The organism is bacterium (assembly GCA_020444325.1).
Classification (GTDB): Bacteria; Bacteroidota; Ignavibacteria; order SZUA-365; family SZUA-365; genus BM516.
Map to the genome: position 1 here is coordinate 145,144 of JAHLLD010000004.1, position 17,680 is coordinate 162,823.

The following is a 17,680-nucleotide window of genomic DNA, read 5'->3' on the forward strand; positions in this document are numbered from 1 at the left end:
TTTTATGCAGTTTCTGCATATTTCCGGTGAAAGAAATATGCAGAAACTGCATAATTTTTCACTTCTTCGTCATCGTGCACTCAAAGGTGCCGTCTGCTTTCCCGTCTTTCGTTGTGAGCGCGCGCCAGGTTACCTTGTCGCCATCGTGGAAGAAAATCGTCTGTTCGGTTTTGTATGTACTGTTTCCCACGATTTTCTGTCCCTTGAATCTCAGGGTGTTCTTGCTGCCTTCGACCCACGTGCCATCGTACTTGGCTACCTCTCCCATGTTGGAGACGCAGAGAAGAGACATCTTCTTTGTCATCGGATCGTATGCGACGATGTCCTTTTCCATGTAATGACCCATCTCGCCAAGCTCGGCGAAGGGATTGAGTTCGACGGCCTTGTCATCGAGTATATGCTTGCCGCTCATTGTCATGGTAAAGGTGATCTTCTGTCCGTCACCTCCCTCATAGGAGCCCGGTCCTTCCCAGTTCCCCACAAATAGGTTCAGCCGTGTCTGATCCAACGGGGGATCGGTTTGCGTTGCGTCCTGCGCGAACAGCGGTGTGCTCAGGACGAGAAGCATAACTGCATACGTATATAAATATTTCATAAATCCTCCATACGAAGTGTATAAATGAGCTGGGATGCGCGAAGGCATCCCAGCTGAAAATGAACTTTCCGGGTATGTAGGATTATAGCATAATGGCCGTGTGTGATGCAAGTGCATCCGGTCAGATCATGGTTTTCATCTTCCGGAGGTCCTGAATTGCATCGGAAAACGTCCCGATAAGTCGCTCGAGTACATCGCCGAGCTGCTTGGCGTCGACTGCTACGTAGCGCGCCTCCTCGCTGCCGCTGGACGGGGCAGTACGTTGCCGCGCTGTTGCGCGTGTTGGACTGTGTTTCGGGGTAGCGGTGGCAGTATTATCGGCGGTGGTGGTATTCCCGGCGGTGGTGGTATTCCCGGCGGTGGTGGTATTCCCGGCGGTGGAGGTTGTTGCGGCGCTGCGCCGTCGTCCCGCGGGAGGTGAGGCCTTCCCTGCATCCACATCCGCTTTCAGGGTGAGCAACGTATGGGCCACGCGATCGGATATGCGTTTCTGTTTGTTGTTCCGGATGCTGCCGATGGTGATTGGATTGATCCCTGTTGTTTTTGCGACGGCATTTGCACTCCATCCGCCGTCAATGAGTGCCAGCAAAGCCTGCCGCACGTCAGTGAGCAAATCTCGACCGGCTCCGTGAGTTGCAGCAGCAGGGGACCGCACTTCAGTGACCGCCGGCTCTGCCGCTTCCGCGGTATATGTTTCGCAGACGATGCGGTAAAACGAAAAGGCGTACAGATCCGGATTCTGCTGCAGAAGGTTCTCCTTGCGAATCTCCTGGAACTTCTGTTTTCCCGGAATGAAAAACAGTGTGTGATCCGAGTGCGAGAAGGCCAGTTCGAGGAAATCCGGCCAGTGAAGGCTGATTTCACTGAATCGGAATCCGTTTTTCGGCGCGAGTCCCGGCAACGTTATTGTTTCAATAGTATAGGGGCGCTTCCCGTAAAGATTCCGCGCAATGTCCTCTGCATCATAGGGGATACCGGGAGGGGAAAGGACAAAAAGCAGAACGGAAGTACCATAGTCGGGGTCTGAAAGAAAACTGATAGAGGTTGGCATGAAAATGGTATGGTTGGACTGTAGGAATGGAATACTAACATACAAAGATTCTGACTCAAATATCCCGGAATCGACAGTTTTACGATATATGGAAAAGGAAAGGACGCGGTACTATTTGGAAGCATGAGAGGAAGGACTCGTGCTCTCGCGAGGTGTGTTTACGCTCAGCGCAGACGAAAATAGGCGATGATCAGGAATAAGGCGATGCCACCGAAGAAAAGGAGAAGGACCCACCACTGAAGATACCAGTGCTGGGGAATGGTGAACGCGATGCTCGAAAGATGATTTTGCGTATCGGGATCACGCAGGGCGCGCACACGGAACACGTAGTCGCCGGGAGGCAGTGCGGTGTACTCTGCACTATGCCACTGCGCCGGTGCCGACCAGGTACTGTCATAGCCTTCCAGTATCCACTGGTACATCATGCTGTTCTCAAGCGTAATGTTTCCGGAGACAAATGAAATGGTGATATGCTGTGCGTCGGAGGAAAGGCAGAACACCGAATCGCTCTGCGTACGGCAATCGCCGTTGTACAGGGATTTCCCGTCGACGTACAGTTCGCGGATGAGTGTCGAATAACTCGGAGGTACAGGCGTTGACGCACCGGGTATAAAACGGTACACGGCATCATTGGTCCCGAACCAGCTGCTCCCATCGATGTCGGTGTAGACGGCGATGACATCACCGGTTATTCTGCGGAACGGGGCAGAATGGAATTCCCGTTCATTGTTGTGCAGGTCCGCGTATCCGAACGCCTGCGACTCAAACAACTGCATCCAGACGGTGCCGGTATTGTCTTCGCGGAGAAATTTCGGATCGTCCGTAAGTGGACTGAAGAAACTATTGACAAACGTCGTATCGGGATAGAAATGATCGTTCTTCCGGTCGTACGCCATCAGTTCCATTTCCGTCACCACAAGTGGATTGCCATCGATAGTGGAAACGAAGCTCGGGCCCGGTGTCAATCCCTTCTCCTCTCCATAGACATCTGTGATGACGTCCAGTGTCCCCGCTTTTATCCGCAGCCGCCGCGCGCCGAACTGCACTGTGGTGACCCAGAACGCGCCCGTCTTGTCTTCGGAGATCGAAAGCACGAAATCTTCAAGACTGTTTGAAATGTCTTTTGTCTTCCACTCGTTCCCATCCCGTACGAGGAAATAGAGACCATGGTGATGCCCTGCCAGCAGCGTGTCCGTTGACCCGTGTACCGTGTGCAGAACACGCGCGCCGGTGGAAGAGATGCGGCGCAGCTGCTGTGAGGCGTTCATTTCGTACACACCGTGGAAGCTGGCAATCAGCAGGACATCGCCGGCACGCTGAAGGTCATACACCGTCGACCGCACATTCGGCAGGAGGCGAAACATTGACGGGACGTTGCTGCGGCTTCTTTTTCCCAGCGCGAACATACCCTGCGTTGAACCGGCATACATGGTGCCGGCGAACCGCTCCACTGCAGTGATCTGACCAAGTGCACCGCGTGCGGAGCTGAATTTGCTCAGAGCTTCGCCCGGCCACTCGATGTGCAGCAGTCCATTTTCAAGTGCGGCCCAGATGACATCCTCAGCATCGATATACATTGCAGTGACACTGCCCCCGCGGAAGCCTGCCGTGCTGTTGATATGCGTGCGGACGGATCCGTTCGGTTTGAAAATGCAAATCCCGCTGTGTGTGCTGCCGACAGCAAGGGCGCCGTCCGGCAGATGAATTGCGCAGGTCGGCATCCACAGCGGATCCTCGACAGCACTGTAGTCGTGTACCTGCCGGAAACCGTTACCGTCCTGCTGCAGCAGTCCGCGCAGACGGGTGGCGACCATGAGCTTCCCACGATCCTGAAACAGGCAGATGATTTTCTCCGACGGCTCAATGCGGGAATCATTCGTCGTCTGCTCTGCAAAAATCTCGCCGCCCGGGACAAGCTGCCATTCACTGTTTCTGAGCTCGCAGAGCCCAGTGCCGAAAATCTGACCGAAAAGACGATTCCCGGTTTTGAACGTCCCTCCAATAGGAGCGCTGGAGGGTTGCACGTAACAGTTCTCCCCGTCCCATACACACACGGCCTCACGGCTCACAAAGTACACCGTGTTTTCTATCACATGGATTGCTTCGACTTCCGTCAGGAGAGGAGCGTCATCAGGCAGTCTGTCGCTGAGCAATTCCATTTTCGAATTGCCGCAGCGATCGAAACAGACACGCCCGAATGCGCTGCGCAGCCCGAAATACACCGTCCCATTTTTCCCGACAGCGACCGAGTACACCGGAGTTTCATTCGGGGATTCAAGGATGCGCCAGTCCATCCCGTCGTATTCGATCAGACCGAAGCTGTTTCCCACCCACAACAGCCCCCTGTCATCGCGCACGGCACACCAGTTCGATACATCATACCCCAGATCGCTGGTGTTGTGATACGTAACGAAAGGCGCGCCCTTTTCGTTGACATATTGGGCGCCCATACCCTGTGCGGAAATATTCCCGGGAAGGGGAATACTATACAGCAGGAGACATAATACAGTAGCGATGCGAATCATCTCCACTCCACCGACTCGCATGTGGATGAATTAACACAGTTCTAACATGGCAAGCAGGGTAACGCGATACAATAGGTATTACCACCTATTTCACACCTTTACATGAAAAAAAGATACAATATCTCCTTAAGAATACCGAGTGCCAGGTGTTTATCTCCTCATCGCAGCGCCAGCTGGGTAATGCGCAGGAAGAGGTCCGCGCCGGTCTCAAGCAAATCATCGGGAAAATCGTACCATCCGCTGTGCAGATGCGGTTGCTCCACGCCGGACCCGAGTCCGAACAGCGCACCTTCAAAGCGGTGTGTGAAGTGTGCGAAATCTTCCGACCAGGGGAAGGGGTTATCCAGCATTTCCACGTTCAACCCTCTGTCCTCCGCCGCCTGGCGGATCAGCTTCACGCAGGAGGAGTCGTTCTGTACGGACGGAAATTCCTCTTTCCACTCCAGCGTGTACTTGAGATCAGCAGCAGCGGTCATCTCACGTGTCCTGCTCTCTGCGGCTTCTTTCATGAACGTCATGAAATCGTCGCTGTCCGACCGGAGTGTAGCGAGCAGACGCGCATTCCCCGGCGTTGTCCCGAACGCCTCACTGCCCGCGGCGAGATGAATGATGGTGCTCACGGCGCGCGCCTTCTCGCGCTGCGCTTCCTCGGGGAGGGACATGATATGCTGGGTGAGGCGGAGCAGGACAGGCACAGGTGAATTCCCCTGCTCGGGCTCCGCGGCGTGACTGGTGCGTCCTTCAAGTTCAATATCCAGGCCGCTCGATGCCATGGCAAAAGGTCCGTCGCGCAGCAATACGCTGCCCCGCTCCTTGCCGGGAATATTGTGCAACGCAAATACTTTTTTCGGTGCGAGCCGCTCGAAGAGACTGTCTTTGAGCATGGCAGCGGCACCCTGTCCGGTTTCCTCGGCAGGTTGAAAAAGTATGGCAACCGGGGCGGGAAGGGTGGATTGCTGCGTTGCGATACGCTCGGCGGCACCGAAGAGCATGGACATGTGTCCGTCATGTCCACAGAGATGCGCTGTCCCCTTGTTCGCGCTTGCATGTGCGAAATCGTTCTGCTCGGTGATCGGCAGGGCATCGAGGTCGGCGCGGAGCAAAACACCCACCGGACCTTCCCCGCCATACACCGCGACGATACCATGTCCGGCAATCCCCGTGTGCAGGGAGGTCGGCGCCGTGGAGCGGAGCAATTGCGCGATGTGCGCAGCTGTTTCCTTTTCCTCACCGGAGCGCTCCGGGTGCCTGTGCAGATACCGTCGCAGGTCTTTGAGATCTGTCATGTGAAGTCCTTTCCCTTGATGTACGTATACACGCAAGGTCGGGAATTTCCGCTCCTCATCAAACCGGACGAAGGAATGACGCCATATCGGGATTAGGCCCTTTCAGCGGTTTTTTTAGTTTAGGGAAGGCCTGCGGGCCTCGAAGCTGTCAAAGATTTTCCATTGATGATGAAGTCATACGCCACTACTGCCGGATCATGGATTGAACTCAGCACGTCGGCGCTGAAGCGGAACATCGCCTACCTGAAAAAAAGGATCGGGAAGGGGAGCCATTTTGTATCGGTTGTCAAAGGCAATGCCTACGGGCATGGAATCGAAGATTACGTCCCACTCGTCGAACGCTGCGGTGTTCGGCGTTTTGCCGTTTCCGATGCCACGGAAGCAGAACGTGCCAACAGGGTACGTACTGAAGGGATGGCGATCATGATCATGAACCACATTGACCACGCCGATCTTGCCTGGGCCGTAGAGCGGGGCATTTCATGGTATGTCTTTGATCTCGAGCGGCTCGATGCCTCGATCGAAACAGCGAAGCGTCTCGGGAAACGGGCGTCGATTCACATCGAGGTGGAGACCGGCTTCAATCGTACGGGTTTTCGTCCCGTCGAAATGGAGCGTGTGATCGAACGCTGCAGGCATAACGCTGATGTCCTCGACATCGCAGGGGTGTGCACGCATTTCGCGGGTGCCGAGAGCATTGCGAACTATTATCGCATCCAGGAACAGCGTCGCGTGTTCAATGAGGTGCGCGCACAATGGGAAGCCTCGGGTTTGCGTCCCTCTGCCTACCATGTCGCAAGTTCGGCCGCTGCCCTCACCTACCCTGAGACGACGATGGATCTGGTGCGCTTCGGCATTGCGCAGTACGGTTTCTGGCCCAGTACCGAGACACGTGTGCAGAATATGATGAATGGCGAAACCAGCTTCAGCAAGGATCCTCTCGTACAGGTGCTCACCTGGAAAAGCAGAGTCATCGCCATGCAGTATGTGCGTACAGGAGAGTATGTCGGTTATGGTACGAGCTACCTCGCGCAGCGCCCCACGCAGATTGCCGTCATTCCCGTCGGCTACTGCCACGGTTTCGGGCGCAGCCTCAGCAACCTGGGACATGTGCTTATTCGCGGACACAAGGCGCCGGTGATCGGCATGGTCAACATGAATATCATCACGGTGGATGTCACCGCGATTCCCGGTGCCGAATCTGGCGACGAGGTGGTGCTTATCGGTAAACAGGGCCGCCATCGCATCACCGTCAGTTCCTTCTCCGACCTTGCCAATTACGTCAATTACGAGATGCTCATCCGTCTCCCCTCCGAACTGCCACGCTTCGTGGTGGATTGAGCGCTGTCATCAATTCGAAAAATTCCTGACCACTTGCCTTCTGTCGCGGGTTTGTGTATTGTGGGGCATTCTTGTCTGAAATCCGCCCTTCGGGGTGGCCCCTGTCCCAAACAGAGATGCCATGAAGCAGTCCGAAGCCGCCAATGCGACATTCGCCCGCGACCTGGGTCTGTTCGACGCCACGATGATCGGTGTCGGCGCCATGATTGGTGCGGGGATTTTCGTGCTGACGGGACTGGCGGCGGGAGAGGCAGGACCCGCTTCCATGCTGGCGTTTGCCCTGAACGGCGTGGTGACACTGCTGACCGCATTCTCCTACGCTGAGCTGGCGTCCGCCATTCCCCGGGCCGGTGGAGGTTACTCTTTTGTGCGTATGGCGTTTCCCGGCGCTGTGGGCTTCCTCAGCGGATGGCTGCTGTGGTTTGCCTATACCGTGGCCTGTAGTCTCTACGCCCTCGGCTTCGCCGGGTATTTCTGGGAACTGCTGCACAAGTACTTTCCTTCTTTCACCCGTGCGATCACGGACGTCACCGGTGCCCACCCGGCCGTGCTTGTTGTCACCCTGGCGGTGGGACTCGCATTCATCTGGCTGAACGTCCGCGGAGCGGGAGTGACGGGGAAAACAGAGAACGTTCTTACCATGGCGAAAATCATCACGCTCGCCGTGTTCATTTTCTTCGGTCTTCTTGTCGTGTTCGGGGAGCCGCAGCAGGTGACGGAAAACTTCATGCCCTTCATGCCCAAAGGGATGGGTGGTGTGCTGGTTGCAATGGGACTTACCTTCATCGCTTTCGAGGGATATGACCTCATCGCAACCGTGGCGGAGGAGATCAAGGACCCGGAACGGAATATCCCGCGTGCGACCTTCCTCTCGCTGGGCATCGCTGTCATCATTTACCTGCTTGTTCTGTTCGTTTCCCTCGCGGCGCTGAGCGTGCCGGGGGAAAGCACCTGGGAATTTCTCGGACGATTCAAGGAAACGGCTATCGTTCATGCGGCCGATGCCTTCATGCCGGCTTTCGGTGTGGCACTGATCGTGCTGGGGGGATTGCTCTCCACGATGTCCGCTCTCAACGCGACCGTGATGGCGGCATCGCGTGTGGCGTTTTCCATGGGACGCGACAACTGGCTGCCAAAGCGCGTATCGGCCATACACAGCGAACGCCGGACGCCGCATATCGCTATCGTGCTGACGGGCGTCATCCTGCTCGCCATGGCTCTTACGCTGCCCATCGAGGCAGTGGGCTCGTCAGCAAGCCTTATTTTCCTCCTGACCTTCGCGATGGTCAACCTCTCCATCATTGTTCTTCGCCGCAAGCATCCTGAAATCCCCCGCAGATACCGCGTGCCACTCTATCCGGTTCTTCCCATGCTGGGTTTTGTCCTCAACATCTTTCTCGCCCTGTACCAGTTCAACTTTCAGCCCATCGCCTGGTACATCACGGTCGGATGGATACTGGTGGGACTTCTCCTGTACTACGCTGTCTTTGAGAAGCGTGCATCGGCCGTGGAGCCGCAGGTGCTGCTTCCGCGCCGCCGCGCTGATGAGAAGGATGCGCGTCCCTGCGTCCTTGTCTCCCTCTACAATCCCGACAACATCGGCGTGCTGCTTGACATGGCCGTTCCCGAAGCCCGGCGCCGCAACGTGCGCCTGGTCGCGATGTCCGTCGTGCAGGTCCCTCACCAGATGCCGATTCATGAAGGCACGCGCTTTGCGCATCACAAGGAGTCCCTCCTCCAGAAAGCGAAGCGTCTCGCCACCGAGCGCGGAATTTCACTCGAGACGGACCTTGTATTTGCGCACCGGGCATCGGATGGTATTCTTGCAGGAATTGAACGGCATCGGGCCGAGGCGCTGATTATCGGATGGAAGGGATACACGAATTCGCGGGACAGAATTTTCGGGGAGATTGCAGACCGCATCATACGGCACGCCAACTGCGATCTTATGGTATTGAAGGTCGGAAAGAAGCGGAAGTTCGAGAGTTGCCTCCTGCCCACGGCCGGGGGACCCAATGCGCGCCTCGCCAGCACCATCGTCGGCAGTATGGCGGAAGAACTGGACATGGAAGTGTCCGCCGGGTATGTCGTTCCCGAGCAGGCAGCGGAGACCGAGAAGCATCTTGGTCTGCAGCGCATGGATGCCGTGCTGCAGGGAGTTGCACCGGACGTGCGTGCGAGCAAGCGCATCATCGAAAGCTCCTCTGTCGCCGGCGGCATCGCCCGTGCGAGTAAGGACTACGACCTGGTCGTCATCGGCGCCGCGAAAGAACAGATGCTGAAGGTGATGCTGTTCGGCGAAATCCCCGAAAAGGTCGCGCGCTATTCGCCGAGTTCCGTGCTCGTCGTCAAGAAGTACGAGGGGGCCATGAAGTCTGTCGTGAAAAAAGTTTTCGGATAATTCCATATGTACCCTCTGCGTCACATCTGCTTTTCGATGTTTCTCATCCTGGGACTGCTCGTCGTACCCAGTTTTGCGCAGCACAGTGCCGCACAGATTGTTTCCCATACCCCCGTGGATTCACTCGACCCCTTCATCTGCGGCATCGAAGTGCCGGATTCGGTCGTATGGAGTTCAGAGGAAAATGCTTACCTCCCGAATCCTGTCCCGGTAACATACTGGATCACGAATGTTTCAAATGAAACACAGAGCTTGAAACTGCTGGCCATGTGGTTCGAGGAGCAGGATGGATTGCGGCTGCACCCGGATTCACCATCCCCGGTTGAAATACATATGGATTTGCAGATCCCGCCCGGAGATACAGCACGTTTTGCCTGGCTTCTGCAGGCCGATTCCTGGGGAGTTCCGAGAACAACCGGTATTCAGACACTTGGTGTTGGTGGGGGTGGCGTACTGCAACCATGTTCCAATTCATTTTCCATCGGAGCCGCGGATCTTCCTCTCAGCTGCGCGCTGACGCTGCAGGATGGCCTGTTCTGCGATCAGGTGCTGGGCACGCCGTCTGGCGATCCCTTTCCGGCCACCGCGGTCATTCGCAACACCACGGCGACGACGATCGACAGCGTATATATCAAGTGCAGCTGGTTTGGCGAACCCATGGGAAGCGTCATCGCAATCGATCCTGGCTCCGAGAGTGGGGCGGTCAGCTATCTCGGTGCTCTTGAACCTGGTGAGGAAAAGGCGGTCAACTGGACCTTCATAAAGTTACGGGAGCTTTCCGCTAATCAGCGCAGGGACAGGTTCAAGATCAACTATGCGCTCGGTGACAGTGCTGTCGAATCCGCAACGTTAATGCGGCACACGCTGACGATCGACCCCATCGCACTCAAGCCGGAAATCCAGTTGCAGCATACCACACTCATAACGGATCCCTACCAGGAGCTGCTCTGGTACCGTGACGGAGATTCGATTCCCCGCGCCACGCATTATGAGCTGCGTCCCATTCGTCCCGGCTGGTACAAGGTGCGTCGCACCAATCCTTACGGATGTTTCGCATTTTCCGACAGCATCTATGTGAATTTTACTTCTGTTGAAGAACCGCCGCCCGCAGCGGCCATGTTGAACGTATTTCCCAATCCCGCCATGCAGCACTGCACGGTGCAGCTGCCGGAGACGTCTCATCCCACCGTTCTCATGCTGACGGACATGCTCGGTCGCATGCAGCGAAAGTTTGACGTGCGCGCGGGTGTTCAGGATCTGCAGCTGCATGTCACCGATCTGCCGCGCGGCACCTATCTCCTGCGGTTGCTCGGTGCCGAGCGGACGTGGACACGGCGATTGCAGCTGCGGTAGTGTGGTCCGTTGAAACGCCGAAGTGCGATATCCGACCATGAGCAATATCCCACCATGAGGGGTGAGGAAAACTGGGCTTCTGGGTGTTATTTTCCATGAACGCGTCAGTTCGCGGCTGTTTCATTTTGTCCTGCATGCATGCTCTTCCTGCGTATCCATATTTCTTTCGTGATTCTTCTGCTGCCCGCGTTTCTCCATGCGCAGCACGCGCTCATTCCTGCACCTGTTCGCGCGGCGATACAGCCGGGTGCGTTTCATATCGATGAGGAAACCGAGGTGCTGTACGATGTGGACAGCATGGATGTACGCGCTGTGGCGGAGGATATCTGTGAACGTATTGGCAGGGTCTCCTCGTTTCGTCCCTCTGCGCGACTGCATACGGGAACTACCATTCCACGCAACAGCATACTGCTCTCACTGCGGGAGGCAACGGAGAACATGCTGCCGGAAGGGTATGTGCTGCGCATCGCCCCGAACGGCGCGCGCATCACCGCCAGCTCTGCTGCAGGAATGTTCTATGCCGTGCAGACCATGCGGCAGCTGCTGCCCGCGCGCTTTGAGTCCACCGCCGGCAGGGATACCGTCAGGGGCTGGGATGCGACCTGCTGTCTGATTGTCGATGCACCGCGCTTTGCGTGGCGGGGACTCATGCTCGATTGTGCGCGGCATTTTCTCGATGTGGATTTCATCAAGCACACACTGGATGTCATGGCGCTGCTAAAGCTCAATCGCCTGCACTGGCATCTGTCGGATGACCAGGGATGGCGCCTGGAAATCAAACGCTATCCTGCGCTGACCTCGGTCGGCGCCTGGCGTACCGAAGCAGACGGAAGACGGTATGGCGGTTATTACACGCAGCAGCAGGTGCGCGACATTGTGGCGTATGCCGCGGCTCGCAACATCACCGTGGTGCCGGAAATTGATATGCCCGGACACATGCGTGCCGCGATCGCCGCGTACCCTGTGCTTTCCTGCACACAGGAGCGGCTCGAGGTGCCGCATACCTGGGGTGTGTTCAAGGACGTGCTCTGTCCCGGACGCGACGAGACGCTCACGTTCATGGATGATGTGCTTGATGAAGTGATGGCACTGTTTCCCTCGCAATGGATTCATCTCGGCGGCGACGAGGTGCCGCCGGATCGCTGGGAAGCGTGTTCCCGATGCCGGGCTCGGATGGAGAATGAGGGATTGCAGGACGTCCATGCCCTGCAGTCATGGTTCATGACACGCATGGCAGGGACACTCGCCGCACAGGGACGCCGGATGATCGGCTGGGATGAAATTCTGTCGGGTCCCCTTGCGCCGGACGCCGTCGTACAGTGCTGGCGCAGTATCGATTCCGCCACCGCCGCGGTTGAGCGCGGGCACGATGTCATCGTATCCCCGACCAGCCACGCCTATTTCGATTACCCGCTCAGCCGCATCGACATGGAACGCGTGTACGCGTTTGATCCCATTCCGACGGATCTCAAACCGTCGAAGCAGGGACACATTCTCGGCGGTGAAGCGGAAATGTGGACGGAGCGCGCACCACAGGATCGCATTGAGCGTCGTCTCTATCCCCGCCTGCTGGCCATGGCCGAGGTGTTGTGGACAGCGGAGCTGCAGCGGAATTTTTCGAATTTTCGCGACAGGGTGACGAAGTACTATCCCCGACTCGATTCGCTTGGTATCCGTTATGGATTTGAAACATTACCGGTGCAGCTGCTTCCCTCATACGACAGCAGCGGCGTCATCACCTTTGACACGAAAACCCGTCAGGGGGGATTGCAGCTGCAGTGCCTGGAATTCCAGTCCAATGGCAGCGTGCGCGAAGTCGCAACGCCTTTCATCGCAACCGGAGCAGGCGAGGTCGGCGCGATGGCGCGGAAGAACGATCGGCTGCAAAGCGATACGCTTCGGCTGTGCTACGATGCACATGAGGCAATGCTCGCGCGCGTGCAGTACAGTCGGCCATACAGCCCGCATTACACGGGCGGGGGAGACAGTGCGCTGGTCGATGGTATTCTCGGATCCGTCGATCATCGCGACGGACACTGGCAGGGTTTTACCGGAGGCGACATGGTGATCGATATCAGACTCGACCCCCCGCGTTCTGTACACGAGTTACAGCTGGGTTTTCTGCAGCATACGCGGGCAGGAATTCTCCCACCCGATTCCGTGGAGGCGGAAATTCGATTTGCCGCGGGAAGCAGGGATGACAATGACACAAGGGTAGTGCTGACATTGCCCCTGCGGTCTGCTGCCGCAGACAGGAAGGGCGAAACACCGCGACGGCTGGTGTACAGTTTGGAAGGGGATACGGGAGAAGATCGTATTCGTCCGGGCAGTGACTCCCGCTTCGATCATATCCGTCTCTCCATCAAAGCACCGAAGTCGCTTCCAGCCTGGCATCGTAACAATGGCGGTACGGCCTGGCTTTTCATCGATGAATGCGTGCTGCACTGAGCTGAGAATCCGCCAATGACTCAACCCATCGCACATATTGCTTCTCTTGGCCTCTCCTCGTATTATGCATTCCTGATGATAGTATCTTCTGTCGCTCAAGGCATCCAACGGGGGGATTCATGAGACGCATTCTATTTATCTGTATTGCACTGCTTTTTCTGCCGCCTGCGCTGCAGGGGCAGTGGCGTTTTGAACGTATCGGACTCGAACACGGACTTCCGCACAGCCGCATCGTCGCCCTGACGCAGGACGCCGAAGGGTATATCTGGATCGGGACGTTCAGCGGACTGGCGCGGTGGGACGGTCACCGGGCGAAAACCTGGCATCACGATCCTGATGACGTCAACAGTCTGCCCGGCGATAATATCTGGGCATTGAATCAGGACCACACCGGCGTGCTGTGGATCGGCATGGAGGGCGGCGGACTCTGCCGCTACGACCCGAAGGACAATTGCTTTGTCCGCTATCTCAACAAGGCGTCCGATTCCACCACACTGTCACAGAACCGCGTAAGCCTGATTTTCGAAGACAGTCAGAAGCGTCTCTGGATCGGAACGAGCGGAGCGGGACTCAATCTCTATCAACGCGGCAGCGATCAATTCAAGCGCTACAACGGGGAAGATAATCCTCCGGGGCAGAGCTGGGGGACCTACATGCGATCGGCACTGTCCCTCCCCGACGGCAGACTGCTTGTCGGATCGGTCGGATCGGGCGCCGCGGTTTTCGATCCTGCGACCGGACTCGGTTCCCGCGTATTTCACGGCTGCGATCTGCGTGACATTGGTTGCGAGAATATCCTCGACATTCTCCGTGATCGACATGGACGCTACTGGTTCGCCACCTCCGAGGGCATCGCAATCCTCGATGTGCAGTCCCGCAGGTTTTCCTATCTCACCGCCCAGATGGAAGGCGAGCGGAGACTGAGCAGCAATGATGTCTACGATATTCATGAAGACCGTGATGGTCGCATCTGGATTGCCACGCAGGCGGGACTCGACATCCTCGATCCCGTGCGCAACAGTGTGACCCATCTGCATCACGATCCTCTCGATCCCTACAGCCTGTGGCACGACTCCGTTTACCGCATCATGGAAGACCGGGGCGGGAACATCTGGATAGCCACGCATCGCGGCGTGAATGTGTATTCCCCGCTGAAAAATCGTTTTCGTCATATTCAGCATACGACGGATCCGCAAAGCCTGAGCCATGACGACGTAAGTGCGGTATCGCCTTCACCTCGGAACGGAAGGATCTGGGTCGGGACGTTTGGGGGCGGACTCAATCTTCTCGATCCGAGAACGGGCCGGGCGCGGCGTTACACGACGGCAAATACGCCGCTGAGCGAGGACGATGTGCTTTCCGTGTACGAAGATGCGGACGGCATCGTTTGGATAGGCACGTACGGTGGGGGACTCAACCGCTTTGATCCCGCCAGGAACAGCTGGCGGAGTTATCGCGAAGATATCCAGCGTGCGGGTGGTTTGACGCATGACGACATCTGGGTAATAACCGAGGACACCGAACACCGCCTCTGGGTGGGTACAAACTTCGGCCTGAACATCCTCGACAGGAAGACCGATCAGTTCCAGCGTATTGTCAGCGAGTCGCCTGACCCGCATCGTATCCGGCACAACCGCATCCGCGCCGTATATGACGATGGCATATCCATCTGGGTCGGCACCGAGGGAGGTGGCATCTATCGCTACGGGCATGACCTCAGGCAGCAGGCGCATTTCTCCATGGCGGATCAGGAGGAAGAGCATTTGCGCAGTGATGAGATTTCCTGTTTTATGGGAACGTCCGACGGCTCGCTCTGGGCGGGAACTGTCAGTGGCGGTCTGACACTCGTTGACCGGGTGCACGGACCGGTGTTCACGCTCACGCGAGAGCACGGACTGCCCGACAACACGATCTGCGCGCTGCAGGAAGATGCGCACGGCGACCTGTGGATCGTGACCAGTTCCGGTCTCGCCCGTCTGAGTCTCGCGACCGGAAAAATCGATGTCTTCGGGGCCGCGGATGGTATTCGAAACCGGCAGTTCAATCCCCGTGCTGCAGCCTTAACCGAAGACAATGTGCTTCTCGTCGGCGGGATTTCCGGGTTGACGTCCATCGGAGACACGCGTCTGCGTCGTCCCTCCAATGCCGGACGCCTGGTCTGCACCGATATTCGTGTGCTGAATCAGTCGCTGGAATTCGGCAGTGATGAAGAACTGGATCGTCCGGTGGAGCTGATTCACGAACTGTCTCTTCCATACAATAAAAACTCGCTCTCCATTTCCTTTGCTCTGCTGGAGTACGCTGCTCCTGAGCGGCATCACTACCGCTATCGCTTCGCGGGTGTGCATGATACGTGGATAGATCTGGGTAATTCCCGTACCGTGGTCGGTACGGATCTTTCTCCGGGATCCTATACACTGACCGTGACGGCGGAGGACGCATTCGGCACCGAGGCGCTCGAGCCATTCGTGATGCATATCGACATCACGCCGCCGTTCTGGCGCAGCAACTGGGCATACGGATTCTATGCGCTCGTTGCGATCGGATTGCTTTTCGTGCTGCAGCGCCTGCGACTGAATCGTATGCGCCTGCGCGATCAGCTGCATCGTGAATCCCTTGAAGCGCGGCATCTCAAGGAAATGGATGGTTTGAAATCCCGTTTCTTCGCCAACATTTCACACGAATTCCGGACGCCACTCACGCTGCTGCTCGGTCCGCTCAGCGACCTGGAAAAAAGGCTGCCTGATGGGACGATGAGGAAAATGCACGCCGGTATGCGGCGGCAGGCAGAGCGGCTTCTTGCGCTTGTCAATCAGATCCTGGATTTATCGCGTCTCGAATCGGGCGCCATGCCGCTGTCTCTGCGCATGACCGATGTACACACATTCGCGAGCGGTATCCTGCACAGCTTCACCGCGATGGCGGATCAGCGCGGTATCACACTGCTGTACAAGACCGATGAAGCTGGGCTGCGCTTCCCCTGTGACCGCGATGCCGTCGAAAAAGTGCTGACGAACCTGATTTCAAATGCGATTCGTCACACGCGATCGGGAGGACACGTGACGCTCTCTGTCGAGGCCGTGGAAACCATGCTTGACGGACGGCTTCGCGCATGCTGCCGTATTTCCGTCAGCGATACAGGGACGGGCATTCCCTCCGACCAGCTGCCGCATGTATTTGATCGTTTTTTCAGTACTGCCAGTGAGGGGAAAGGCGGAACCGGTATTGGTCTCGCACTTACGCGGGAGCTCGTGCGACATCACGGTGGCAGTATCTCGGTGAACAGCGCAATTGGTGAAGGCTCTGTTTTCAAGGTACTGTTGCCCATGGACCTTCCAGGAACGGGAAGCGAATCCGCCGCACAGCTTGCGCAGGCTGCTCAGCCTGCGGCAGAGGATGAAGCCGCGGTGCCGGAAAACAAGGTGGAACACGCGGAAACCGGAAGCATCACACCCATTCCGGATACGGAAATGCAGTCCCTGCTGGAGGCGCTCCCCGCGGTTACCTCCAGTGATGATGGCAATGCGGAGGATCGTCCCGTATTGCTCATCGTCGAAGACCATGTCGAACTCCGCGAGTATATGCGGTCGCTGTTTGCCGGGCAGTATACCGTTCGCGAAGCAGAAAACGGGGAAGAGGGACTCGCCACTGCGCTGGACATCATACCCGATGTCATCATCAGTGATATCATGATGCCTGAAATGGACGGTTTTGGACTGACACGGGCCCTCAGGCAGGACACGCGAAGCAGTCATATCCCCATCATCCTTCTTACTGCGCGGGCAGATGCGGAAAGTCGACTCGAAGGGCTCGATCTCGGCGCAAACGACTACCTGACAAAACCGTTTGAGGCGACGGAGCTTCAGCTCAAGGTCCGCAACCTCATGCGCCTTTACCGGCAGCTTCGTGAGGAAACCACGCAGCATTCCGGTTACACGCTCGAACCGCGCTCCTATACATCGACGGATCAGCAGTTTCTCGACCGCATCGTCGCCCATGTTGAGGAGCATCTCGATGACGCAGAACTGAGCATCGAAGGCATCGGCAGTGAAATCGGTATGAGCCGCACACAACTCTATCGTAAAATTCGTGCGCTGACCGGACTCTCGCCATCCCGCTTTGTTCGAACCATACGGCTCGATCGTGCCCGTGAAATGCTCGAGCAGGGTGCCGGAAATGTGGCGGAAATCGCCTACGCCACCGGTTTCGGATCACAGGCCTGGTTTACCCGCTGCTACCGCGAACGCTTCGATGTCACTCCCGGCGAAACCGCTCGCAATCGTTAGTCCCCCTTACAGCATCTCCCCGTGTCAGTAAAACCTGACAATGCGGCATAGCTTTGCTGTTCTGGAAATATGCAGAAAGTGCATAAATGCCGCGCGCCGGATAATTCTGTTTGTACATTGCTGTTGTGCTGCCGGTGTAAATATGCAGAAAGTGCATAATTTCGCCTTCCCCACCTGATTATTCCGTCTGAAATCTTCCGAAGACTGAAAAAATTTATGCAGAAAGTGCATAAACCGGACCTCATTTTATGCACATGTTGCATATGGGTACTGCTATGTTGCACCGGGAACATAAGGATACATTATTGACGCATCTGTAGAAGAATCAGGGGCTTGCGATTGCGTATGTTGCAGCGTCGTGATTAGGAGAGGGCCTTGACGGGGGCCGGCGACA

9 protein-coding genes are annotated in these 17,680 nt (G+C 56.8%); 5 read left to right on the forward strand and 4 right to left on the reverse strand.

The annotated features are described in order from the left end of the window. Window positions 1-58: 58 nt before the first annotated feature. From KQI65_07430 to KQI65_07445, 4 genes are all read right to left on the reverse strand, one after another. Window positions 59-595 (reverse strand): DUF1579 family protein, encoded by a 537-nt coding sequence (locus KQI65_07430; protein MCB2204563.1) that lies wholly within the window; start codon window positions 593-595, stop codon window positions 59-61. A 121-nt stretch (window positions 596-716) separates the two neighbouring features. Further along, complete coding sequence (locus KQI65_07435; protein MCB2204564.1) at window positions 717-1,646, reverse strand: hypothetical protein; 930 nt, start codon at window positions 1,644-1,646, stop codon at window positions 717-719. 164 nt (window positions 1,647-1,810) lie between these two features. Beyond that, the gene (locus KQI65_07440) at window positions 1,811-4,171 is read right to left on the reverse strand and encodes a hypothetical protein (protein MCB2204565.1); all 2,361 of its coding nucleotides are present in this window, start codon (window positions 4,169-4,171) and stop codon (window positions 1,811-1,813) included. A gap of 158 nt (window positions 4,172-4,329) precedes the next feature. Beyond that, complete coding sequence (locus KQI65_07445; GenBank protein MCB2204566.1) at window positions 4,330-5,457, reverse strand: amidohydrolase; 1,128 nt, start codon at window positions 5,455-5,457, stop codon at window positions 4,330-4,332. Between the two features lie 165 nt (window positions 5,458-5,622). Between KQI65_07445 and alr the strand changes: the two genes are divergently transcribed. From alr to KQI65_07470, 5 genes are all read left to right on the forward strand, one after another. After that, complete coding sequence (alr, locus tag KQI65_07450; GenBank protein MCB2204567.1) at window positions 5,623-6,798, forward strand: alanine racemase; 1,176 nt, start codon at window positions 5,623-5,625, stop codon at window positions 6,796-6,798. A gap of 121 nt (window positions 6,799-6,919) precedes the next feature. Continuing rightward, window positions 6,920-9,199 (forward strand): amino acid permease, encoded by a 2,280-nt coding sequence (locus KQI65_07455; GenBank protein ID MCB2204568.1) that lies wholly within the window; start codon window positions 6,920-6,922, stop codon window positions 9,197-9,199. Between the two features lie 36 nt (window positions 9,200-9,235). Further along, window positions 9,236-10,552: a T9SS type A sorting domain-containing protein gene (locus KQI65_07460; protein ID MCB2204569.1), complete on the forward strand. Its 1,317-nt coding sequence runs from the start codon at window positions 9,236-9,238 to the stop codon at window positions 10,550-10,552. A 168-nt stretch (window positions 10,553-10,720) separates the two neighbouring features. Continuing rightward, window positions 10,721-13,000, forward strand: a complete 2,280-nt coding sequence (locus KQI65_07465) for a beta-N-acetylhexosaminidase (protein ID MCB2204570.1) — start codon at window positions 10,721-10,723, stop codon at window positions 12,998-13,000. Between the two features lie 119 nt (window positions 13,001-13,119). Then, window positions 13,120-17,286 (forward strand): response regulator, encoded by a 4,167-nt coding sequence (locus KQI65_07470; GenBank protein ID MCB2204571.1) that lies wholly within the window; start codon window positions 13,120-13,122, stop codon window positions 17,284-17,286. The last annotated feature ends 394 nt before the right edge of the window (window positions 17,287-17,680 follow it).

Excerpts from the sequence above, each read along its gene's own strand:
- KQI65_07455 (MCB2204568.1), top strand. The coding sequence starts at position 6,920 with ATGAAGCAGTCCGAAGCCGCCAATGCGACATTCGCCCGCGACCTGGGT.
- KQI65_07470 (MCB2204571.1), top strand. The coding sequence starts at position 13,120 with ATGAGACGCATTCTATTTATCTGTATTGCACTGCTTTTTCTGCCGCCT.
- KQI65_07445 (MCB2204566.1), bottom strand. The coding sequence starts at position 5,457 with ATGACAGATCTCAAAGACCTGCGACGGTATCTGCACAGGCACCCGGAG.
- KQI65_07460 (MCB2204569.1), top strand. The coding sequence starts at position 9,236 with ATGTTTCTCATCCTGGGACTGCTCGTCGTACCCAGTTTTGCGCAGCAC.
- KQI65_07430 (MCB2204563.1), bottom strand. The coding sequence starts at position 595 with ATGAAATATTTATATACGTATGCAGTTATGCTTCTCGTCCTGAGCACA.
- alr (MCB2204567.1), top strand. The coding sequence starts at position 5,623 with ATGATGAAGTCATACGCCACTACTGCCGGATCATGGATTGAACTCAGC.
- KQI65_07440 (MCB2204565.1), bottom strand. The coding sequence starts at position 4,171 with ATGATTCGCATCGCTACTGTATTATGTCTCCTGCTGTATAGTATTCCC.
- KQI65_07435 (MCB2204564.1), bottom strand. The coding sequence starts at position 1,646 with ATGCCAACCTCTATCAGTTTTCTTTCAGACCCCGACTATGGTACTTCC.